This window comes from Pseudomonas sp. TZ252, from assembly GCF_056110345.1.
This window is the reverse complement of sequence record NZ_CM148566.1, coordinates 3,865,705-3,887,804: the sequence shown is the minus strand read 5'-3', so window position 1 is coordinate 3,887,804 and position 22,100 is coordinate 3,865,705. Positions and strand designations below refer to the sequence as shown.

The 22,100-nt window shown below is 66.6% G+C and carries 20 protein-coding genes; 13 read left to right on the top strand and 7 right to left on the bottom strand.

Going from position 1 to position 22,100, the window contains the following annotated elements; all coding sequences use genetic code 11:
- Positions 1-117: 117 nt before the first annotated feature.
- Positions 118-858 (bottom strand): 30S ribosomal protein S2, encoded by a 741-nt coding sequence (gene rpsB / locus ACYAF3_RS17990; RefSeq protein WP_003092394.1) that lies wholly within the window; start codon positions 856-858, stop codon positions 118-120.
- Between the two features lie 264 nt (positions 859-1,122).
- Between rpsB and map the strand changes: the two genes are divergently transcribed.
- The 3 genes from map (at position 1,123) to dapC (ending at position 6,003) form a co-directional block, all read left to right on the top strand.
- Positions 1,123-1,908, top strand: coding sequence for a type I methionyl aminopeptidase (gene map / locus ACYAF3_RS17985; RefSeq protein WP_003092395.1), 786 nt, complete (start codon positions 1,123-1,125; stop codon positions 1,906-1,908).
- Between the two features lie 166 nt (positions 1,909-2,074).
- Positions 2,075-4,777: a [protein-PII] uridylyltransferase gene (locus ACYAF3_RS17980; protein WP_003113862.1), complete on the top strand. Its 2,703-nt coding sequence runs from the start codon at positions 2,075-2,077 to the stop codon at positions 4,775-4,777.
- A gap of 17 nt (positions 4,778-4,794) precedes the next feature.
- Positions 4,795-6,003 carry a succinyldiaminopimelate transaminase gene (dapC, locus tag ACYAF3_RS17975; protein WP_003122142.1) on the top strand — a complete coding sequence of 403 codons (1,209 nt, stop codon included), beginning with the start codon at positions 4,795-4,797 and terminating at the stop codon, positions 6,001-6,003.
- 50 nt (positions 6,004-6,053) lie between these two features.
- Here dapC and ACYAF3_RS17970 read toward each other — a convergent pair whose 3' ends face one another.
- Positions 6,054-7,799 (bottom strand): Na+/H+ antiporter, encoded by a 1,746-nt coding sequence (locus ACYAF3_RS17970; protein ID WP_003119343.1) that lies wholly within the window; start codon positions 7,797-7,799, stop codon positions 6,054-6,056.
- A gap of 237 nt (positions 7,800-8,036) precedes the next feature.
- Between ACYAF3_RS17970 and ACYAF3_RS17965 the strand changes: the two genes are divergently transcribed.
- Both ACYAF3_RS17965 and ACYAF3_RS17960 read left to right on the top strand, forming a co-directional pair.
- Entirely contained in the window at positions 8,037-8,396 is a 360-nt protein-coding gene (locus tag ACYAF3_RS17965) for a hypothetical protein (RefSeq protein ID WP_003092416.1), read from the top strand.
- Positions 8,397-8,717: 321 nt separating this feature from the next.
- Positions 8,718-9,011, top strand: a complete 294-nt coding sequence (locus ACYAF3_RS17960) for a hypothetical protein (protein WP_003098613.1) — start codon at positions 8,718-8,720, stop codon at positions 9,009-9,011.
- A 14-nt stretch (positions 9,012-9,025) separates the two neighbouring features.
- Here the strand turns inward: ACYAF3_RS17960 and ACYAF3_RS17955 are convergent, their stop codons facing one another.
- Entirely contained in the window at positions 9,026-9,379 is a 354-nt protein-coding gene (locus tag ACYAF3_RS17955) for a YkgJ family cysteine cluster protein (protein WP_003098616.1), read from the bottom strand.
- A 302-nt stretch (positions 9,380-9,681) separates the two neighbouring features.
- Between ACYAF3_RS17955 and ACYAF3_RS17950 the strand changes: the two genes are divergently transcribed.
- The 5 genes from ACYAF3_RS17950 (at position 9,682) to ACYAF3_RS17930 (ending at position 13,448) form a co-directional block, all read left to right on the top strand.
- Positions 9,682-10,029, top strand: a complete 348-nt coding sequence (locus tag ACYAF3_RS17950; protein WP_003098619.1) for an ArsC family reductase — start codon at positions 9,682-9,684, stop codon at positions 10,027-10,029.
- Positions 10,030-10,041: 12 nt separating this feature from the next.
- Positions 10,042-10,665, top strand: a complete 624-nt coding sequence (locus ACYAF3_RS17945) for a LysE family translocator (protein ID WP_003098622.1) — start codon at positions 10,042-10,044, stop codon at positions 10,663-10,665.
- 29 nt (positions 10,666-10,694) lie between these two features.
- Positions 10,695-11,729, top strand: coding sequence for a 2,3,4,5-tetrahydropyridine-2,6-dicarboxylate N-succinyltransferase (gene dapD / locus ACYAF3_RS17940; RefSeq protein WP_003092431.1), 1,035 nt, complete (start codon positions 10,695-10,697; stop codon positions 11,727-11,729).
- A gap of 94 nt (positions 11,730-11,823) precedes the next feature.
- Complete coding sequence (locus ACYAF3_RS17935; RefSeq protein ID WP_003098634.1) at positions 11,824-13,029, top strand: cysteine desulfurase; 1,206 nt, start codon at positions 11,824-11,826, stop codon at positions 13,027-13,029.
- Positions 13,026-13,448: a SufE family protein gene (locus ACYAF3_RS17930; protein ID WP_003092439.1), complete on the top strand. Its 423-nt coding sequence runs from the start codon at positions 13,026-13,028 to the stop codon at positions 13,446-13,448. Before ACYAF3_RS17935 ends, ACYAF3_RS17930 begins: the two co-directional genes overlap by 4 nt.
- Positions 13,449-13,454: 6 nt before the next feature.
- Here ACYAF3_RS17930 and ACYAF3_RS17925 read toward each other — a convergent pair whose 3' ends face one another.
- Genes ACYAF3_RS17925 through ACYAF3_RS17910 form a run of 4 tightly spaced genes read right to left on the bottom strand, consistent with a single transcriptional unit; the run spans position 13,455 to position 17,951 of the window.
- Positions 13,455-14,435, bottom strand: a complete 981-nt coding sequence (locus ACYAF3_RS17925) for a DUF4340 domain-containing protein (protein ID WP_017148393.1) — start codon at positions 14,433-14,435, stop codon at positions 13,455-13,457.
- A gap of 3 nt (positions 14,436-14,438) precedes the next feature.
- Positions 14,439-16,286, bottom strand: a complete 1,848-nt coding sequence (locus ACYAF3_RS17920) for a GldG family protein (RefSeq protein ID WP_003119340.1) — start codon at positions 16,284-16,286, stop codon at positions 14,439-14,441.
- 10 nt (positions 16,287-16,296) lie between these two features.
- Complete coding sequence (locus tag ACYAF3_RS17915; protein WP_003092451.1) at positions 16,297-17,031, bottom strand: ABC transporter permease; 735 nt, start codon at positions 17,029-17,031, stop codon at positions 16,297-16,299.
- Entirely contained in the window at positions 17,028-17,951 is a 924-nt protein-coding gene (locus ACYAF3_RS17910; RefSeq protein ID WP_003122138.1) for an ABC transporter ATP-binding protein, read from the bottom strand. Before ACYAF3_RS17910 ends, ACYAF3_RS17915 begins: the two co-directional genes overlap by 4 nt.
- 283 nt (positions 17,952-18,234) lie before the next feature.
- Here ACYAF3_RS17910 and plsB point away from each other — a divergent pair, with 283 nt between their 5' ends.
- From plsB to ACYAF3_RS17895, 3 genes are all read left to right on the top strand, one after another.
- Positions 18,235-20,739 (top strand): glycerol-3-phosphate 1-O-acyltransferase PlsB, encoded by a 2,505-nt coding sequence (plsB, locus tag ACYAF3_RS17905; protein ID WP_105579092.1) that lies wholly within the window; start codon positions 18,235-18,237, stop codon positions 20,737-20,739.
- Positions 20,740-20,881: 142 nt separating this feature from the next.
- The gene (locus tag ACYAF3_RS17900) at positions 20,882-21,280 is read left to right on the top strand and encodes a YbaY family lipoprotein (RefSeq protein ID WP_003119337.1); all 399 of its coding nucleotides are present in this window, start codon (positions 20,882-20,884) and stop codon (positions 21,278-21,280) included.
- Between the two features lie 136 nt (positions 21,281-21,416).
- Positions 21,417-22,097, top strand: a complete 681-nt coding sequence (locus ACYAF3_RS17895; protein WP_105579091.1) for a DUF4197 domain-containing protein — start codon at positions 21,417-21,419, stop codon at positions 22,095-22,097.
- Positions 22,098-22,100: the final 3 nt, after the last annotated feature.

Below are 22,100 nucleotides of genomic sequence, written 5' to 3'. Positions count from 1 at the left end.
TGAGTGGTAGCTCTCAAAAAACCTTTGTGCCCGGCCTGCCGGACAGAAACTCAAAGGTGGCAAAAAGGGGGCCTAGCCCCCTTCCTGCGCACCGTCGGACGTCTGAACGTCCCGGAATCAGCCTTCGGCGGATTCGGCCGGCGCTTCCTCGACGAACTCGTCGGCGCTGGTGGCAGCGCCCTGCTTGCCGCGGATTACCGCTTCGGCCATCGAGTTCAGGTAGAGTTGCACGGCGCGGATGGCATCATCGTTACCGGGAATTACATAGTCGACGCCTTCCGGGCTGCTGTTGGTATCGACAACGCCGATGACCGGGATGCCCAGCTTGTTGGCTTCGGTGATGGCGATGCGCTCGTGGTCGACGTCGATCACGAACAGAGCGTCCGGCAGGCCGCCCATGTCCTTGATGCCGCCCAGGCTGCGCTCGAGCTTCTCGAGGTCACGGCTGCGCATCAGGGCTTCTTTCTTGGTCAGCTTGTCGAAGGTGCCGTCCTGGGACTGGGTTTCCAGGTCGCGCAGGCGCTTGATCGACTGACGGATGGTCTTGTAGTTGGTGAGCATGCCGCCCAGCCAGCGATGGTCGACGTACGGCATACCGCAACGAGCGGCTTCCTCGCGAACGATCTTGCCGGCGGAACGCTTGGTGCCGACGAACAGGATCTTGTTCTTGCCAGCGGCCAGGCGCTCAACGAAGGTCAGGGCCTCGTTGAACATCGGCAGGGTCTTTTCGAGGTTGATGATATGGATCTTGTTGCGCGCGCCGAAAATGAACTTGCCCATTTTCGGGTTCCAGTAACGGGTCTGGTGGCCGAAGTGCACACCGGCCTTCAGCATATCGCGCATGTTGACTTGGGACATGATAGTTCCTCGATAAGTCGGGTTAGGCCTCCACGCATCCCAATGACCAACCCTTGCGGGCACCCAGGCCATCGTGTCGATGCATGTGTGGGTTTGTGCTCCGGAAAAGGCCGCAGCCTCGGAGCGGGGCGCTTTATACCATAACCGTGGACGCAGTGAAACCCGCCGCGGATGGCCGGGCGGGAGTAGATCGGTCGGTCAGGTCTGCTAGAATCGCGTATTCCTTATTATTCATGCGTGCTTGCACGCCCGAAGAGAATTCGCATGACCGTCACCATCAAGACGCCCGACGATATCGAGAAGATGCGCATCGCCGGCCGCCTGGCCGCCGAAGTGCTGGAAATGATCGGCGAACACATCAAGCCCGGCGTGACCACCGAGGAGCTGGATCGCATCTGCCACGACTATATCGTCAACGAGCAGAAGGCGATTCCCGCCCCGCTGAACTACAAGGGCTTTCCCAAGTCGATCTGCACCTCGATCAACCATGTGGTCTGCCATGGCATCCCCAACGAGAAGCCGCTGAAGGAAGGCGACATCCTCAACGTCGACATCACCGTCATCAAGGACGGCTACCACGGCGACACCAGCAAGATGTTCCTGGTCGGCAAGACCCCGGAATGGGCCGACCGCCTCTGCCAGATCACCCAGGAATGCATGTACAAGGGCATTTCCGTGGTGCGTCCGGGCGCGCACCTGGGCGATATCGGCGAAATCATCCAGAAGCACGCGGAAAAGAACGGCTTCTCGGTGGTCCGCGAATACTGCGGCCATGGCATCGGCAAGGTGTTCCACGAGGAGCCGCAGGTCCTCCACTACGGTCGTGCGGGTACCGGCATCGAGCTGAAGGAAGGCATGATCTTCACCATCGAGCCGATGATCAACCAGGGCCGCCCGGAGACCCGCCTGCTCGGCGACGGCTGGACCGCGATCACCAAGGACCGCAAGCTGTCCGCGCAATGGGAGCACACCGTGCTGGTCACCGCCGATGGCTACGAGATCCTCACCCTGCGCAACGACGAAACCTTCCCGCGCACCTCGGCAGCCTGATCCGGCCCGGCTTTTGCTGCCAGCCGTGCGCCTCGACGCCCCGCCCCATTCCGGCGGGGCCGACGCCCCGATTCGGCGCAGCGCGCGCACCAATACAGCGCAAAAACGCACCAAGACGGGGCGCTCGCGTATCGAACCCAACCGCTAGCAGATAAAGGAAGGCCGCATGCCGCAGGTGGATCCCGAATTGTTCGATCGCGGGCAGTTCCAGGCGGAACTGGCCTTGAAGTCCAGCCCGATCGCCGCCTTCAAGAAGGCCATCCGGCAATTCCGCGAAGTGCTCGACAACCGTTTCAACAGCGGCCGCGACATCCGCCGCCTGATCGAAGATCGCGCCTGGTGCGTCGACCAGATCCTGCAACAGGCCTGGCAGCGCTTCGACTGGGGAGACGACGCCGACATCGCCCTGGTCGCCGTGGGCGGCTACGGCCGCGGCGAACTCCACCCCTACTCCGACGTCGACCTGCTGATCCTCCTCGACAGCGAGGACCAGGAGAGCTTCCGCGAACCGATCGAAGGCTTCCTCACCCTGCTCTGGGACATCGGCCTGGAAGTCGGCCAGAGCGTGCGCTCGGTGCAGCAGTGCGCGGAGGAAGCACGCGCCGACCTGACGGTGATCACCACCCTCATGGAGTGCCGCACCATCTGCGGCCCTGACAGCCTGCGCCAGCGCATGCTGCAGGTTACCGGCAGCGCGCACATGTGGCCGAGCAAGGAGTTCTTCCTGGCCAAACGCCACGAACAGCAGCGCCGCCACGCCAAGTACAACGACACCGAGTACAACCTCGAGCCCAACGTCAAGGGCTCCCCCGGCGGCCTGCGCGACATCCAGACCATCCTCTGGATGGCCCGCCGCCAGTTCGGCAGCCTCAACCTGCACGCCCTGGTGCGCGAAGGCTTCCTGGTGGAAAGCGAGTGCAGCATGCTGGCTTCCAGCCAGGAGTTCCTCTGGCGGGTCCGCTATGCCCTGCACATGCTCGCCGGGCGCGCCGAGGATCGCCTGCTGTTCGATCACCAGCGCAGCATCGCCCGTCTGTTCGGCTACGAAGACAACGACGTCAAGCTGGCGGTCGAACGCTTCATGCAGAAGTACTACCGGGTGGTGATGGCGATCTCCGAGCTGAACGACCTGATCATCCAGCACTTCGAGGAAGTCATCCTGCCCTGCGAGCAGCCGGTGCAGATCCAGCCGCTGAACAGTCGCTTCCAGTTGCGCGATGGCTACATCGAGGTGACGCACCCGAACGTCTTCAAGCGCACCCCGTTCGCCCTCCTGGAAATCTTCGTGCTGATGGCCCAGCACCCGGAAATCAAGGGCGTGCGCGCCGACACCATTCGCCTGCTGCGCGACAGCCGACACCTGATCGACGACGAGTTCCGCCACGACATCCGCAACACCAGCCTGTTCATCGAGCTGTTCAAGAGCAGCCAGGGTATCCACCGCAACCTGCGGCGGATGAACCGCTACGGCATCCTCGGTCGCTACCTGCCGGAGTTCGGCCATATCATCGGGCAGATGCAGCACGACCTGTTCCATATCTATACGGTGGACGCCCACACCCTCAACCTGATCAAGCACCTGCGCAAGCTGAATCGGCCGGAGATGGCCGAGAAATATCCGCTGGCGAGCAAGATCATCGATCGTCTGCCCAAGCCGGAACTGATCTACATCGCTGGCCTCTACCACGACATCGCCAAGGGCCGTGGCGGCGACCACTCGGAACTCGGTGCGGTGGACGCCGAGGCCTTCTGCCAGAGCCACCAGTTGCCGCTCTGGGACACCCAACTGGTGTCCTGGCTGGTGCAGAACCACCTGGTGATGTCGACCACCGCGCAACGCAAGGACCTCTCCGACCCGCAGGTGATCTTCGATTTCGCCCAACTGGTCGGCGACCAGACCCACCTCGACTACCTGTACGTGCTCACCGTGGCCGACATCAACGCCACCAACCCGACGCTCTGGAACTCCTGGCGCGCCAGCCTGCTCCGGCAGCTCTACACCGAGACCAAGCGCGCCCTGCGCCGCGGCCTGGAGAACCCGGTGGACCGCGAGGAGCAGATCCGCCAGACGCAGACCGCGGCCCTCGACCAACTGGTACGCAACGGCATCGACCAGGACGATGCCGAGCAGTTATGGAGCCAGCTCGGCGACGACTACTTCCTGCGCCACACCGCCGGCGACGTGGCCTGGCACACCGAGGCGATCCTCCAGCACCCGGACGACGGCACGCCGCTGGTGCTGATCAAGGAAACCACCCAGCGCGAGTTCGAGAGCGGTTCGCAGATCTTCATCTACGCCGCCGACCAGCACGATTTCTTCGCGGTCACCGTGGCCGCCATGGACCAGCTCAACCTGAGCATCCAGGACGCGCGGATCATCACCTCCACCAGCCAGTTCACCCTCGATACCTATATCGTGCTCGACGCCGACGGCGACTCCATCGGCAACAACCCGGAGCGCATCGCCGAGATCCGCGAGGGGCTTATCGACGCATTGAAGAACCCCGACGACTACCCAACCATCATCCAGCGCCGGGTGCCGCGCCAGCTCAAGCACTTCGCCTTCGCCCCGCAGGTGACCATCTCCACCGACGCGCTGCGCCAGGTCTCGGTGCTCGAAGTCATCGCCCCCGACCGCCCCGGCCTGCTGGCGCGGATCGGCGGCATCTTCCTGGATTTCGACCTGTCGGTGCAGAACGCCAAGATCGCCACCCTCGGCGAGCGCGTGGAGGACGTCTTCTACATCACCGATGCGCGCAACCAGCCGCTCGCCGACCCCGACCTGTGCAAACGCCTGCAGGCCGCCCTGGTCGAGCAGCTGTCACAAGACAACGGACGGGACACCCTGCCTACCCGGATAAACTTCTGAGAAGCCTTGCCAACGCCATGAATACCGCACTCGACAACCTGCAACCCTACCCCTTCGAGAAGCTCCGCGCCCTGCTCGGCGGCGCCCGGCCGCCCGCGACGCTGAAGCCGATCGCACTGTCCATCGGCGAGCCCAAGCACCGCTCGCCGAGCTTCGTCGCCGAAACCCTGGCGGAGAACCTGGACCAGCTCGCGGTCTACCCGACCACCCTCGGCCTGCCAGCCCTGCGCGAAGCCATCGCGCGCTGGTGCGAGCGGCGCTTCTCGGTGCCGGCCGGCTGGCTGGATGCGGCGCGCCACGTACTGCCGGTGAACGGTACCCGCGAGGCGCTGTTCGCCTTCACCCAGACCGTGGTCCGCCGCAGCGAGCCCGGCGAGACGCCCGGCCTGGTGGTCAGCCCGAACCCGTTCTACCAGATCTACGAAGGCGCGGCGCTGCTCGCCGGAGCCGTGCCGCACTACCTGCCCTGCCGCGAGGAAAACGGCTTCAACCCCGATTTCGACGCGGTCGACGAGGCGACCTGGCAGCGCTGCCAGATTCTCTTCCTCTGCTCGCCGGGCAACCCTACCGGGGCCCTGGTACCGCTGGAGACCCTGAAGAAGCTGATCGCCCTGGCCGACCGCTACGACTTCGTGATCGCCGCCGACGAGTGCTACAGCGAACTCTACTTCGACGAAAACGCCCCGCCGCCCGGCCTGCTCAACGCTTGCGCCGAGCTGGGCCGCACGGACTTCAGCCGCTGCGTGGTGTTCCACAGCCTGTCCAAGCGCTCCAACCTGCCCGGCCTGCGCTCGGGCTTCGTCGCCGGCGACGCGGAGATCCTGAAGAAATTCCTCCTCTACCGCACCTACCACGGCTGCGCCATGCCGGTGCAGACCCAGTTGGCGAGCATCGCCGCCTGGAACGACGAGGTCCATGTGCGCGCCAACCGCAGCCTCTACCGCGAGAAATTCGACGCCGTGCTGGCGATCCTCGACGGCGTGCTCGACGTACAGCGCCCGGACGGCAGTTTCTACCTGTGGGCACGTACCCCGGTGGACGACACCGTATTCACCCGCGAACTGTTCGAGCAGCAGCACGTGACGGTGGTGCCGGGTTCCTACCTGTCGCGCGAGGTGGACGGCGAGAACCCCGGCGCCAACCGCGTGCGCATGGCCCTGGTGGCACCACTGGCCGAGTGCGTCGAAGCCGCCGAGCGCATCCGCGACTACCTGCGGGCGCGCTGAAGCCTGCGCGGAGAAACGAAAAGGGATCGCCGCGGCGATCCCTTTTTCGTTCACACCCAGCGGGCGAAGCGATTGGTCAGCCAGCTTTCCTGCTGGTCCAGCTCGCGCAGGATGTCGCCCAGGGTCTCGTCGTCGATCTCGTTGTTGCGCCGCTGCCGGTACAGTTCCAGGCGCTGCGCGCGCAACGCCTTCAGGCGCAAGGCCTTGTCGGCGATCTCCAGGGCTTGGGCCTGGTCGCGGGCCTCATCGGTGGTCGGTGCGGTATCCAGCGACTGGCGGTATTCGGCCATGATCTGCGCACGCGCCTCGGCGACCCGCGAAGTATTCGCCGCATCGTTGCCTTCCACCTGCGGCAATTCCTCGCTCTCCAGGGCCCGGATCGCCGCCTCCGCGGTCTTGCGCCAGGCCTCGCGCCGCTCGCGCTCGTGGGCGCCATTGTTGCTCGCCGGCAGCCCGCGCAGCAGCAGCGGCAGGCCGATGGTCGCGCCGATCAGGGAAATCAGGATCACGCTGGTGGCGATGAAGATGATCAGGTCGCGCTGCGGGAAGGCGCTGCCATCCATCAGGCTCATCGGTACCGACAGCACCGCCGCCAGGGTCACCGCACCACGCACGCCGCTCAATGCACTGAGGGCGGAGAGACGGCGCAGGGAGATGCCGCTCAGCCCGGGCGGGCTCTTGCCGCGCCAGCGGTCGATGCGCAGCGACAGCTTCCAGTAGCCATAGACCCAGCCGTAGCGGATCAGCATCAGCACGGCGGTGATCGCCGCCACGTAGGCCAGCAGCAGCGAGGAACGCCAGAGCAGGTCGCCGTGGTGGTTGGCCACCGACTTCATGATGTCCGGCAACTGCAGGCCGAGCAGCAGGAACACCACGCCGTTGAAGGCGAACTCCAGCATCGACCAGACGCTGCGGTTGAGCAGGCGCGTGGAAGTCTGCCGCGGCAGCAGGTCGACCCAGCTCTGCATCATGCCGGCCGCTACCGCCGAGAGAATCCCGGAGACGCCCAGGTGTTCCGCCACCATGTAGGAGGCGAACGGCAGCAACAGCATCAGTACCACGTGGGTCGCCGGGTCGTCCCAGCCACGGGAGATCATCCAGGCGCGGATGCGGCCCAGCGACCAGCTGAGGAACACCCCGATGGCCAGGCCGCCGACCGCGACCAGGAGGAAGTTGAGGCTGGCGTCCACCAGCGAGAACACGCCGGTCATCGCCGCGGCGATGGCGAACTTGAATGCCACCAGGCCAGAGGCATCGTTCATCAGCGCCTCGCCCTCCAGCAGGTGCATCAGGCGCTTGGGCAGCCGCCCCTGGGTGATCGCCGAGACCGCCAGGGCGTCCGTGGGCGACAGCACGGCGGCGAGGGCGAAGGAAGCCGCCAGGGGAATTTCCGGGATCAGCAGGTGGATGAAATAGCCGGCGCCGACCACGGTGAAGAACACCAGGCCGAACGCCATCATCAGGATCGGCCAGCGCATCCGCCAGACTTCCCGCTTGGGAATACGCCAGCCGTCGACGAACAGCAGCGGCGGAATGAACAGGAAGAGGAACAGCTCCGGGTCGAGGGCAATGTGCAGTCCGAGGGACGGCAAGGCCAGCAGGGCCCCGGCGGCGATCTGGATCAGTGGTAGCGGCAAGGGCAGCAACTGGGCAGCCAGGCGGGTGGCGCCGACGACCAGCAGCAGGGTCAGAACGGTGTACACGGTTTGCATGAGGGCGGGGATCTCCGGCTTCGTCCCTGGACGATGCGACTGCGTCGATTGCACCATCGCGATCGGTAGGCAGCTATCCGACATTCGCACAATCCGTACGGTCTTTCCTAGCCCCGCCGCTCTACCCCGCGCGTCCGCCCCCTCCGCGGCGACGACCGGGGCGCCCGGCCAAGGTTCCCGCACTAGTACATCCGAGCTATTTCATAGCGGTGCGAGACGCTCCTACACTCCCCTTCAGTCCAGGCCCGCCGTAGCGTCGGCCAGGACGACGCCCCGAAGGAGTACGGGGTGCAGCGCCCACTCAGACAAAGGAATGCCGCCATGACAAGCAAGGGACTTACTTCCGCACTGCTGCTCGCCTCGATGTTCGCCGCCACCTCCGGCTGCCTCCAGCAGAACGCACTGACCCAGGGCTACCGCACCACCCAGCCCGGGCAACCCGGCCAGGCCCAGGTCGCCTCCGCCAACACCCCTTGCACCCCCAGCGCCACCAATGACCTGATCGCTACCGGTCGCAGCCTGCTGGACATCACCACCAACCTGATCAAGACCCGCAACCAGATGAGCGACGGCGGCAGCATCATGCGCGACGTCGACGACGTGCAGAAGGTCGGCAAGGGCCATGCCGTACTGGACAGCGTCGAGAGCATGACCGGCGGTCCGCAGCAGCCCTGCGGCTAAGCGCACCACGACGATTCATCCCGGACAGCGAGCCCCCGCACGCTGTTCTCCCCCTGAGCCTCGCCTACCCGGCGGGGCTTTTTTTGTCCTGCGCCAAACAGCCGCCGCCCCGCATCAAGGAACTCGCCCATCACCCGGCCATGCAGACCAGGCCGCTTCGAGTCCCGTTCGTCACCTGTGCAAGGCGTCTGGAACGCGACTATTGTCCGACGATCGAAGTGATGGCAATGTAGAATTACACCTTTGGATGTAGTCGTTTCGGGTAGGTCGCGAGATGGAACGAGCTTTTTCCCCTACCGCGGAATCGCGGAGCAGCGGCCCATGAGGCGCGCCGAGATGCTGTTGCTGAAGAGCCTGGCTGAGACACTGATGGCCGACCGGGACAACCGCCACGACGACTTGCAGGCGACCATGCGGCTGGCGCACCTGAGTTCGCCGGAGATGATCCTGTACATGGTCAACCGGGTGCTCGAGCTCGAAGAGAGCATCGAGCGGATCGCCGCGGTTCTCCAGAAACTCTCTGCGGACGAGCCGATGCCCCTAGAGGAAACGCCGCCCGAACCAGCCTTCGAACCGGCCCTGCAGTCCCGCGCCACCGAGACCGCGGAAACCTAGCGGCGGGCAGGCCGCTACACCAGCACCTGGCGAGTGCTGGCGATCAGCGCATGCACCTGTCGCTCCACCTGCTCCGCCACCGGCACTTCGGGCCCCCGCCCCTCCGGGCAGGGCAGGTTCGGCGTGGTGCCGAACAGCCGGCAGATCAGCGGACGTTCCTCATAGGCCTCGCAGCCGTTCGGTCCGAGATGGACGCAGTTCCACTCGGCCAGGGCGGCGTCGTGTTCGGCCTCGCTCTTCACCGGCAGGCGGGCCATCTCTTCCGACGAGGCGGTAACCGGCCCGCAGCAATCGTGGCAGCCGGGCTTGCAGGCGAAGCCCGGTATCTGCAGGCGTAATTGGTCTATCTGGCGACCGATGCAACTCATGGGAAATCTCCTCGGCGGGGGAAGGATTGTACAGCGCGGACCGGAGCATTCCGAAAGTACCGGTAAGGATGCTCTCCAGCGAGCCGAATCGACCTGTTCAACCTGCGCTCTCTCCGTTCCCGGCCAGGGAAACAGCCCGGCTCCCTGTCCGCCCGCCCGTCCACGGCTATCTGCCGTCACGCCGCTCCCGAGCGCGGTAGCCCCGAGACCGCACAGGGGCGGAACGACGTGGCATAATCCGGCGATCACCTTTCGGCGACCTATCGGCAGGGCCCGGGAAGACCCGGGCCTCGGGAGAAGCAATGACCTACGTTCTCTACGGCATCAAAGCCTGCGACACCATGAAGAAGGCTCGGACCTGGCTCGACGAGCACAAGGTCGCCTACGACTTCCACGACTACAAGGCCGTCGGCATCGACCGCGAACACCTGCGGCGCTGGTGCGCGGAGCACGGCTGGCAAACCGTCCTCAACCGCGCCGGCACCACCTTCCGCAAGCTCGACGAAGCGCAGAAGGCCGATCTCGACGAAGCCAAGGCGATCGAGCTGATGCTGGCCCAGCCGTCGATGATCAAGCGCCCGGTGCTGGAGCTGGGCGGCAGGACGCTGGTCGGCTTCAAGCCCGACGCCTACGCCGCCGCCCTGGCCTGAGCGGGAGGCCGCATGAGTGTCGCCTGGGCCCTGTTCGTACCCGCCTGCTTCGCCCTCAACCTGGCGCCGGGGCCGAACAACCTGCTGTCGCTGAACAACGCCGCCCGGCACGGTTTCGCCACCGCCTCGCTGGCCGGCGGCGGGCGCCTGCTGGCATTCGCCGGCATGCTCGCCCTGGCCGCCTCCGGGCTGGCGCTGGTGCTGCACACTTCGGCCTGGCTGTTCCTGGCGATCAAGCTGCTCGGCGCTGCCTACCTGTTGTGGCTTGCGGTGCAATTGTGGCGGACCGATGCGCAGCCACTGGCGAACGAAGCCAGCCCGGCGCGCCCCAGCCTCTGGCGCCTGGGGCGCCAGGAGTTCCTGGTGGCGGCGGGCAACCCGAAGGCGATCCTGATCTTCACCGCCTTCCTGCCGCAGTTCGTCGATCCCGGCCAACCGCTGGGCGCCCAGTTCGCCCAGCTCGGCGCGGCATTCCTGCTGCTCGAATGGCTGGCCATCGCTCTTTATTCCTATGCCGGGCTCCACCTCGGCCGGCTGCTCGCCGGCCAGCGGGCCCGGCGTCTGTTCAACCGCGGTTGCGCCGCGCTGCTCGGCAGCGCGGGACTGGGCCTGCTGCTCAGCCGCCGTCCGGCCTGACCGTTCCACTCCGTTTCGAGGAAACCCACATGTCGCAATCCCTGTTCAGCCTGGCCTTCGGCGTCGGCACCCAGAACCGCCAGGAAGCCTGGCTGGAAGTGTTCTACGCGCTGCCGCTGCTCAAGCCTTCGAGCGAAATCGTCGCCGCCGTCGCACCGATCCTTGGCTACGCAGCCGGCAACCAGGCGCTGACCTTCACTTCGCAGCAGGCCTACCAGTTGGCCGACGCCCTGAAGGGTATCGACGCCGCTCAGTCGGCCCTGCTCTCGCGCCTGGCGGAAAGCCAGAAGCCGCTGGTCGCCACCCTGTTGGCGGAAGACGCCGCGCCGTCCTCCACCCCGGAGGCCTACCTCAAGCTGCACCTGCTCTCCCACCGCCTGGTCAAGCCGCACGCTGTGAACCTGAGCGGCATCTTCCCGCTCCTGCCGAACGTGGCCTGGACCAACATCGGCGCGGTGGACCTGGCCGAACTGGCCGAACTGCAACTGGAAGCGCGACTGAAGGGCAAGCTGCTGGAAGTCTTCTCCGTCGACAAGTTCCCGAAGATGACCGACTACGTGGTCCCGGCCGGCGTACGCATCGCCGACACCGCCCGCGTGCGCCTGGGCGCCTACATCGGTGAAGGCACCACGGTGATGCACGAAGGTTTCGTCAACTTCAACGCCGGCACCGAAGGCCCGGGCATGATCGAAGGCCGCGTATCCGCCGGCGTGTTCGTCGGCAAGGGGTCGGACCTGGGCGGCGGCTGCTCGACCATGGGCACCCTTTCCGGTGGCGGCAACATCGTCATCAGCGTCGGCGAAGGCTGCCTGATCGGCGCCAACGCCGGCATCGGCATCCCGCTGGGCGATCGCAACATCGTCGAGGCCGGCCTGTACATCACCGCCGGCACCAAGGTCGCCCTGCTCGACGAGCAGAACGCCCTGGTGAAAGTGGTCAAGGCCCGCGACCTGGCCGGTCAGCCCGACCTGCTGTTCCGCCGCAACTCGCAGAACGGTGCGGTGGAGTGCAAGACCAACAAGACCGCCATCGAGCTGAACGAAGCGCTGCACGCGCACAACTGAGCCCAGCTCGCCTCCCCGCTCGCCCGACGGTGCTCGCCAGCGCCGCCGGGTGCGCTACCCTTTCCCCTGTAACCGTCCTCGCACAGTGTCCGCCATGTCCCTGCCGTCTCCCTGGCGCGCCGACTTTCCGGCCTTTTCCGCCTTCGCCGCGGAAGGCCTGACCTACCTCGACAGCGCCGCCACCGCCCAGAAGCCACAGGCCGTACTCGACGCCCTGAACGGCTACTACCTCGGCGGCGCCGCCAACGTCCACCGCGCCCAACATGTCCCCGGCGAGCGCGCCACCCGGGCCTTCGAGGCCGCGCGCAGCCGCGTCGCCCACTGGCTGCACGCCGGCAACCCGGCCGAGGTACTGTTCACCCGCGGCACCACAGAGGCGATCAACCTGGTGGCCTATGGCCTGGAGCGGCATTTCCGGCCTGGCGACGAACTGCTGGTCAGTGCCCTGGAACACCATGCCAACCTGCTTCCCTGGCAGCAGTTGGCCCTGCGCCGCGGCCTGGTCCTGCGCGTGTTGCCGCTGGACGAGCGCGGGGTGATCGACCTGGAGCAGGCCCGCCATATCATCGGCGAGCGTACCCGCCTGCTGGCGATCAGCCAGTTGTCCAACGTTCTCGGCACCTGGCAACCGGTGGTGGAGTTGATCCAGCTGGCCCGCGAGCGCGGTGCCTGGACCCTGGTCGACGGCGCCCAGGGCAGCGTCCACGGACGCCACGACCTGCCGGGCCTGGGCTGCGACTTCTACGCATTCTCCGGCCACAAGCTCTACGGCCCCGACGGCATCGGCGTGCTCTGGGGTCGCCCACAGGCCCTGGAGCAACTGGCGCACTGGCAGTTCGGCGGCGAGATGGTACGCCACACCGGCTTCCACGAAGCCAGCTTCCATGCCGCTCCGCTCGGCTTCGAGGCGGGCACCCCGGCGGTTTCCGCGGCGATCGGCCTGGGCGCGACCATCGACTGGCTGGCCACCCTGGACGAAGCCGAAGTCGCCGCCCACGAAGGCGCCCTCCACGCCCGCCTGCTCGCCGGCCTGCTGGCGCGCGACGGCGTCAGCCTGCTCGGCGAACCGCAGGCGGCGCTGGCCAGCTTCTGCGTCGACGGCGTGCACGTCGCAGATCTCGCCCACCTGCTCGGCGAACAGGGCATCGCGGTGCGCGCCGGCCACCATTGCGCGATGCCGCTGCTGCAACGCCTCGAGGTACCCGGCGCCCTGCGTGTCTCGCTGGGCTTGTACAACGATGCCGACGACCTGGAGCGCTTCTTCCTGGCCCTCGACCGCTCACTGGAGTTGCTGCGATGAACCCGGTTCTCCCCGAACAGGCCCAGGAGGCACTGGACGCCTTCGGTCACACCGCCAGTTGGGAACAGCGTGCGCGTCTGCTGCTGCAATGGGGCGAGCGCCTGGCGCCGCTCGCGGAACACGAACGCCAGGAAGAGCATCGCGTGCACGGTTGCGAAAGCCTGGTCTGGCTGCTCGGCGAGCAGCGCGACGGCCACTGGCGCTTCCGTGCCGACAGCGACGCGCGCCTGATCCGCGGCCTGCTGGCGGTGCTGCTGGCACGGGTCGACGGCATCGAGACCCGCGAACTGGCGCGCCTGGACCTCAACGACTGGTTCACCTGCCTGGGTCTTTCCCGCCAACTGTCGCCCTCGCGCAGCAACGGCCTGAACGCCGTGCTGCAACGCATGCGCGAACTGGCCGGCCAGACCGCCGGCTGAGCCCGCTCAGCGCGCCAGCAGTTCCGGCAGGTGCCGGGCCAGGGCGCGGTAGCGGTCCTCTTCGATCCGATAGGCCCAGTCAGGATGGGCGGCGACCTCGCCCTCGGCGAAGCCCTCGACGCTCTTCGGCAACAACCAGTATTGCTCGCCCTGGCGCCGAATATCGCCATCCAGGCGCGCGCCGGAAAACGTCCGCAGGCTGAACGCCAGGAGCAATGGCGCCTGCCTGAATCCCACCTGCGCCAGCGGCGCTACATCGGCGAAACGCAGGTCGGCGAACAGCGTCGCCGCGCCGTTGGCCGCTGCCTCATAGGCCAGCTTGCGCCCTGTGGGCAATTGCCGAACCTGCAGGTTCGGCTGCCCGGCGTCGTCGCGATAGAGATCCAGGCGTTCGCCCTTCGGATAGCGCAGTTGCAGTTCGCGCACCCGGGCGAAGGGCAGCGTGGCGATCCGCCGGTCGAGCCACTCCAGCTCGTTGTTCGGCAACGGCAGGCGCTTGTCGATCAGCCAGGCCTGCGGGTCGCCCAATCGTCGTACGAAGCTACCGCCATGCTGCGCATCCTTGCCCACCAGCAGCACCAGAGGCTCGCCGGACTGCCAATGCAGGCTCAGGCGTAGCGCCTGCCCCTCGCCACGCTCCGCCAGGCCAAGCAGCGCGTGGTTCTTCGGGTTGGCGCTCTTCGCCTCGAGCTTGCGCGCCTCTGCCAACGCCTCGAGCAGCGCCGACAAGCGTAGCCGGTCGGCCGGATAGTCGGCCTTGGCCGGCAGGACCCACGCGCCCGCACGCCGCTCGACCCGGATATCCGGCGAACCGTCGGCAAACTGCATGTGCAGGCCACTCAGCGTCGCGCTGTCCAGTTCCGGCAGCCAGCGCTCTGCCGCCGGCAAGGCAGGTACCTCGGTTGCGCGCTCGCGCTGCAGCCAGGCGAAGGTTCCGGCCAGCGCCGCCACCAGCGCCAGCAGGACGATCAGCGTATTGCGCCGCATGCGTCAATGCCCTCCCCGGGCCATGCGCCGGCGCCGCCAGAGCCAGCCGAGCAGCACGCCGACCGTGAGCAACGAGGGAACCAGGGCGATATTGACCAGCTTCAGGGTGCGGCCCAGTGCGTCGATATCGGCGTTCAACTGGTACTGCACCTCGCGCAGCTCCTTGCGGATGCGCAGCTTCTCCTGCATGTACTGGCGCACCGTGGCCTGCTGTTCGGGCGTCAGTTCGACGGCCTTCTCCGGGGCGGCGCCCTGCTGGAGGGCGGCGAGTTGCTGCTCGGTATCGGCGAGGCGCTGCTTGAGCTGGTCCTCCTTTTGCCGGAAGCTCGTCTCGGCCTCGCGCTGCAGGCGCTCGACCACCACGAACGGCCGGCTGAACCGGCCGCGGGAGCGCACGCTGATCAGCGCGTCGGTGCCCGACAGGTTGTCCAGCGCGTTGACCACCAGCGCGCCGTTGTCGGCCCAGGGCTGCGGCACGCGCTGGCCGAAGAAGTCCTGCACCTGGACCCACATGCGATCGCTGAGCAGGTCGGTATCGGCCACGACGATGACATTGATGTTGCGCGCCTCCTTCAGGCCTTCGCGATGCCCCTCGATGCCCTCCGCGAAGGCACTCTTCGCCGGCCCCTGGATACGGGCGGCGAGAGTATGCCGCCGGCCGCTCGGGCGCAGCTCGCGCATCAGATCGCCGGGGTCGCGCAGCAGGCCGAAGCGCGAGGCATCGAACGGCATCGCCTGGGCCGAGCTTTGCAGCAAAGGCGTGAAGCTGGTGCTCGCTCCGGGGAGCCTTTCGAGGATGCCGGGCGTCGCCAGGGTCAGGCTTTCCAGGCCGGCAGTGGCGATGTCGTCCTGGTCCAGCGCCTCGCGCGGCAAGCTGAGCCAGGCCGGATGCCGGGCCGGACGCTGGTCCCGGCCAAGACTGATGGACATCGCATAGGCGCCGTCGCCGAGCACCTTGCCCGGCAGCAGGCGCAGCCCCCAGGCCTCGAACAGCGGCGCGAGGTCGGACGACTTGTCGCCATCCAGCGTAGCGGCGAAATCGCTGCCGCTGTCGGCCTCGCTGAAGGGGTCGACGAACGCCAGCAGCTTGCCCCCGCGCAGGACGAACTGGTCGATGGCGTATAGCGTCTGCTCGGGTAACTGCTTGGGATGCACCAGCAGCAGCACCGAGACCTCCGGCGGGATTTCCGTGGCATCGCTCTTGAGGCTGCGCAGGTCGAATTGCTGGCGGATTTCCTCCATGACCATCCACGGCGAGGTCGGCTGCCGGCTGGCCATGTCGAAGCCGCCATTGAGCGGCAGCGACGACATCAGGCCGACCACCGGCCGCTGCGGCTGTGCCAGGGTCTGCACCAGGCGGCTGATGTCGTATTCGAGGAACTCCTCCTGATCGAGCGGGAAGAAGGGTATGACCTGGACTCCGTCCAGGGCGTTGCTGCCGGCCAGGCCGAAGTACAGGTTGTCGCCGCCCTGCTGCAGGGGAATTCCTTGCAGGCCGAACTCGGTGGCCTTGTCCTCGTTCTCGGAGAACGGCTCGGGATCGATCACCTGCAGGCGAATCCTGCCGTTCGCCTCGCGCTCGTAGGCGCGCAGCAGTTCCTCGACGCGCCTGGCGTAGTTGCGCAGCGGCACCAGTTCCCGGGCACCGCTATCCGAATAGAAGAAGTACAGGTTGATCGGCTCGTCGAGGCCGGCCAGGATCCGCTTGGTGCCGGGGCTGATGGTGTAGAGCTTCTGCTCGGTCAGGTCGAGCCGCGCGCCGCTGAACAGCAGGCCGGAGACCATGTTGAAGGCCAGGAACGCCAGCGCGATCAGCAACAGCCCGGCGCCAGAGGACAACACGCGTTTCATCGACTCCCCCTCATTCGGCTTTCTTCAGGTCGACCGCCACCGCCGTGGCGGCCAGCCAGGCGACGATCAGGCTGACGAAATACAGCAGGTCGCGCAGGTCGATGACGCCCTTGCTGACGGCATCGAAGCGGGTCAGCAGGCTCAGCGAGGCCACCGCATCGAGCAACCACTGCGGCGCCCACTGGCTGAACGCATCGAGCACCAGCGGAAAGCCGCTGAGCATGAACAGGAAGCAGGCGGCCACGGCGAGGATGAAAGCGATCACCTGGTTCTTCGCCAGGGCCGACATGCACGAACCGATGGCCAGGTAGCCGCCGGCCAGCAGCCAACTGCCCAGATAGCCGGCGAGAATCGCACCGTTGTCCGGCTCGCCCAGGTAGTTCACCGTGAGCACCATGGGGAAGGTCAGCAGCAGCGCGATTCCGGCGAACGCCCAGGCGGCCAGGAACTTGCCGGCCACGGCTTCGAAGCGGGTCAGCGGCAGGGTCATCAGCAGCTCGATCGAGCCGGACTTGCGCTCCTCCGCCCACAGGCGCATGGCCAGCGCGGGAACCAGGAACAGGTAGAGCCAGGGATGGAAGGCGAAGAAGGAGGCCAGGTCGGCCTGGTTGCGTTCGTAGAAGTTGCCCAGGTAGAAGGTGAACACGCCCGCCAGGACCAGGAAGATCACGATGAACACATAGGCCAGCGGCGTGGCGAAATAACTCGCCAGCTCGCGCTTGAAGATCACCGGCAGTTGCTTCATGCCTCCGTCCCCCGGGTCAGGTTGCGGAATACCTCGTCGAGCCGGCCGCGCTCCACGTCCAGTTCGCGGATCCGCCAGCCGCGCTCGGCGACCAGCCCGCTGACCTGGGGAAAGATCACCGCGCCCGGCTGCGCCAGGACGGTCAGGCTGCCTTCGGCGGGGTTCTCCTCGATGCCCGCCACGCCCGGCAGCACCGCCAGCGCCACGGCATCCAGGGGCTCGTCGCTGTAGAGCGTCACCGCCTGGTGGTAGCGCGAGCGGCTGGCCAGCTCCAGCGGCGTGCTGTCCGCCAGCAGCCGCCCGCCGCCGATCACCAGGGCGCGGCTGCACAGCGCCGAGACTTCCTCGAGGATATGGGTGGAGATGATCACGATGCGCTCCTGCGCGAGGCCGCGGATCAGTTCGCGGACCTGGTGCTTCTGGTTCGGATCGAGCCCGTCGGTGGGCTCGTCGAGCACCAGCGCCCGCGGTTCGTGGAGGATCGCCTGGGCCAGGCCGACACGCCGGCGGAAGCCCTTGGAGAGGGTTTCGATGGTCTGCCGGCGCACCTCGTCCAGTTCCAGCAGCCCCAGTGCCCGGGCGACCCGCTCGCGCTTGCCGGCACCACGGTAGCCACGGATCTCGGCGATGAAATCGAGGAAGCCCTGCACGGTCATTTCCGCGTAGCAGGGCGAACCTTCCGGGAGGTAGCCGATCAGCCGCTGCGCCTGCAGCGTGCGGTTGCGGATGTCGAAGCCGAAGATGCTCGCGGTGCCGGCGCTGGGCGCCAGGAAGCCGGTGAGCATCTTCATGGTGGTGGACTTGCCGGCGCCGTTCGGACCGAGGAAGCCCAGTACCTCCCCCGTCTCCACCTGGAAGGACAGGTCGTCCACCGCCACCCGCGAGCCGAAGCGTTTGCCGAGGTTTCTTGTTTCGATCATGGTCCCCTACCTGTTCCGGCGGCCGCCGCCATGTCCGGCCAGGGCCGCGAAAAACGCGCAGGGACTATAGCCGAAGCGCCCCGCCGCCTGGCAATACGGGGCATCGGGAGAACCTTGGCAAAACGTGACAGAACCCGAACGCTTGCCGAAGGTTCTACATTCGCAACCTGTTCGCCGCCGTTCGCCGTAGGACGCGTTGCGTTCTTTTGCGGCCCTCCGGGGATTGCGGCAAACTAGCCGCGCCCGTCACGCCGGGTCCCGATCAACTGCCAGTAGACACCGTATGCCCCGCTACCCTTTTCGCCGCTTTGGTTTTGGCGCCCTGCGCCGCCTGCTGTACCTCTGGGTACGCTCGGAAACCATCAACCAATCGGCCTTCACCCTGAAGATCGACCGCAGCAAGCCGGTGCTCTACGTGCTGCAACAGCCTTCGGTCAGCGATCTCGCGGTAGTGGATACCGAATGCCGCAAGGCCGGGCTGCCACGTCCGGTGATGCCGGTAGCGGTAGGCGACGCCATCGAGCCGGCGGCGTTCTTCTACCTGACGCCCGAACCCGACTGGCTGGGCCGCCAGGACAAGCGCGGCGCCTCGCCGACCCTGGTGCGCATGCTCGCCGCGGTCGGCCAGAACGGTCTCGACGACGCGCAGATCATTCCGGTCAGCGTGTTCTGGGGACAATCGCCGGACAGCGAATCGAGCCCCTGGAAGCTGCTGTTCGCCGACAACTGGGCGGTCACCGGGCGCCTGCGCAAGCTGGCGCGCATCCTGATTCTCGGACGCAAGACCCGCGTGCAGTTCTCCGCGCCGATCCACCTGCGCGAGCTGGTGGAACAGGGCAAGGGCCACGAACGCACGCTGCGCATGGTCAACCGTATCCTCCGGGTGCACTTCCGCAACCTGAAGACCGCGGTAATCGGTCCCGACCTGTCGCACCGCCGCAACCTGGTCAAGGGCCTGCTGCGCGCGCCGCTGGTACGCCAGGCGATCAACGAGGAATGCGAGAGCGAACGGATATCCCAGGAGAAGGCCGAAGGCATCGCGCTGCGCTACGCCAATGAAATCGCCTCGGACTTCTCCTATCCGGTGATCCGCTTCCTCGAAGTCATTCTCAGCTGGTTCTGGAACAAGCTGTACGAAGGGGTCAAGGTCAACCACATCGAGCGGGTGCAGGACGTGGCCCAGGGCAACGAGATCGTCTACGTGCCCTGCCACCGCAGCCACATCGACTACCTGCTGCTCTCCTACCTGCTGTTCCGCAACGGCCTGACCCCGCCGCACATCGCCGCCGGGATCAACCTGAACATGCCGGTGATCGGCTCGATCCTGCGCCGCGGCGGAGCCTTCTTCATGCGCCGCAGCTTCAAGGGCAACCAGCTCTACACCGCGGTGTTCAACGAGTACCTGCACACCCTGTTCTCCCGCGGCTTCTCCACCGAGTACTTCGTCGAGGGTGGCCGTTCGCGCACCGGGCGCATGCTCCACCCACGCACCGGCATGCTCGCCATCACCCTGCGCAGCTTCCTCCGAGACTCGCGCCGGCCGATCGTCTTCGTACCGGTCTACATCGGCTACGAACGCGTGCTGGAAGGCCGCACCTACCTCGGCGAACTGCGCGGCGCGACCAAGAAGAAGGAGTCGATCTTCGACCTGTTCAAGGTGGTCGGCGCCCTGAAACAGCGTTTCGGCCAGGTCTGGGTGAACTTCGGCGAGCCGATCCATCTCGACCAGTTCCTCGACCGCCACCAGCCCGACTGGCAGGACCAGGACCTCGGCCCGGAATACCGCCCCGACTGGCTGCCGCAGACCACCAACCTGCTGGCCAAGGTCGTCGCCCGCCACCTCAACGACGCGGCGGCGATCAACCCGGTCAACCTGGTCGCCCTGGCACTGCTCTCCACCAGCCGCCAGGCCCTCGACGAAAGCGCCCTGGCGCGAATCCTCGACCTCTACCTGGCGCTGCTGCGCAAGGTGCCCTACTCGCCCAGCGCGACCCTGCCGGACGGCGACGGCCAGGCCCTGATCGAATACGTGAAGAGCATGAACCTGCTGGCCGAGCAGAAGGACGCGCTGGGCCGCATCCTCTATCTCGACGAACAGAACGCGGTGCTGGCGACCTACTACCGCAACAACGTCCTCCACGTCTTCGCCCTGCCGGCGCTGATCGCCAGCTTCTTCCAGAGCAACTCGCGGATCAGCCGCGAACAGTTGCTGCGCTTCGCCCGCGCGCTCTATCCCTACCTGCAGGCGGAACTGTTCATCCGCTGGAGCCTGGACGAACTCGACGCGGTGATCGACCAGTGGCTGGCGGCCCTGGTGGAACAGGACCTGCTGCGCCAGGAGAACGACACCTTCATCCGCCCGGCGCCAAGCTCGCGGCAATACGTGCTGCTGATCCTCCTCGCTCGTTCGGTGACCCAGACCCTGCAGCGCTTCTACATGGCCATCGCCCTGCTGCTCAACGCCGGGCAGAACGCCCTGACCGCCGAGGAACTGGAGAACCTCTGCACCGTGATGGCCCAGCGCCTGTCGATCCTGCATGGCCTGAACGCCCCGGAGTTCTTCGACAAGAGCCTGTTCCGCCACTTCATCCAGACCCTTCTCGACCTGCGTGTGCTGCGCAAGGACGAGGCCGGCAAACTGAGCTACCACGAACTGCTCGGCGAACTGGCCGAAGGCGCCGCCAAGCGCGTGCTGCCGGCGGAGATCCGCCTGTCGATCCGCCAGGTGGCGCTGGAGCGTCCCGCCGAGGAAGCCGCCGCCGAAAGCAACGACGCAGCCGCCAACTGAGACCCGGCGCCCGCCCTGCGAGGGGCGGGCGCCGCTCCGCTGAAATATCCTGCGACCTTTCCCTGTTCCGGCCCGGCAACCTATGCTGGTTTCCCGGGTCAGAGGCCCGCTCGTTTTTTGTTCCGTCTGAAAGGAGGCTCCCATGAAAAAACTGCCATTGCTGCTCGCCGCCAGCATCCTCGCCGGCTGCGGTACCCAGCAATCGACTTCGAACGCCAGCTTCGATGGTGAGGTCTTCTACCGCGAGCGTATCGCCCTGCCGCCCTCGGCGCGCCTGAGCGTGAGCCTGGAAGACGTGTCCCTGGCCGACGCCCCTTCGGTGCAGTTGGCCAGCCAGACCCGCGAGATCACCAGCCAGGTGCCGCTGGCGTTCCACCTGGAGTACGACCCGAAGCAGGTCAAGCCGGGCCACAGCTACGCGGTGAGCGCGCGCATCGAGCTGAACGGCCGCTTGCTGTTCATCAACACCACCCGCCACTCGGTGAAACTCGACGGCAGCGACCCGCAGCCCTATCGCGTGCAGGTCGAATCGGCGCGCTGAAGCACACCGCGGCAAGCCGCCGGTGCGAATCGGCGGTTCCCTCCAGTACACTCCACCTCCTATTCGCTACCGGTTGCCGATCCACCTCACGACGAGCGGCCGGATACCCCGTACGTTCCACATCAAGGACGCTGTCATGTTCCGACTCACTGCCCTCTGCGCCGGCCTGCTGCTCTCGGCCAACGCCCTCGCCCTGTCCCTCGCCGACCTGTCGCAGAACGACGCCTCCAGCGGCCTGAAGGACGCCCTGACCCAGGGCGCGCAGATCGCCGTCCGCCAGCTTGGCCAGCCGGGCGGCTTCAACAACAACCCGGACGTGCGCATCGAACTGCCCGGCAAGCTGGGCAAGGCGGCGAAGCTGATGAAGCAGTTCGGCATGGGCGCCCAGGTCGACCAGCTCGAGGCGAGCATGAACCGCGCCGCCGAGGCTGCCGTGCCGCAGGCCCAGGGCCTGCTGGTGGAGGCGGTGAAGAAGATGACCGTGGCCGACGCCAAGGGCATCCTCAAGGGCGGTGACGACGCCGCCACCGAATACCTGGACAAGTCCAGCCGCGAACAGCTGCGCGCGAAGTTCCTGCCGATCGTCAAGCAGGCCACCGACGAGGTCGGCCTGGTCAAGCAGTACAACGCCTTCGCCAGCCAGGCGGCGACCCTTGGGGTGGCCGATGCGAAGAGCGCCAACGTCGAGGGCTATGTCACCGAACAGGCCCTCGACGGGCTCTTCGAGATGATCGCCAAGCAGGAGAAGAGCATCCGCCAGAACCCGGCGGCGGCCGCCACCAGCCTGGCCAAGAAGGTCTTCGGCGCGGCCAGGTGAGTC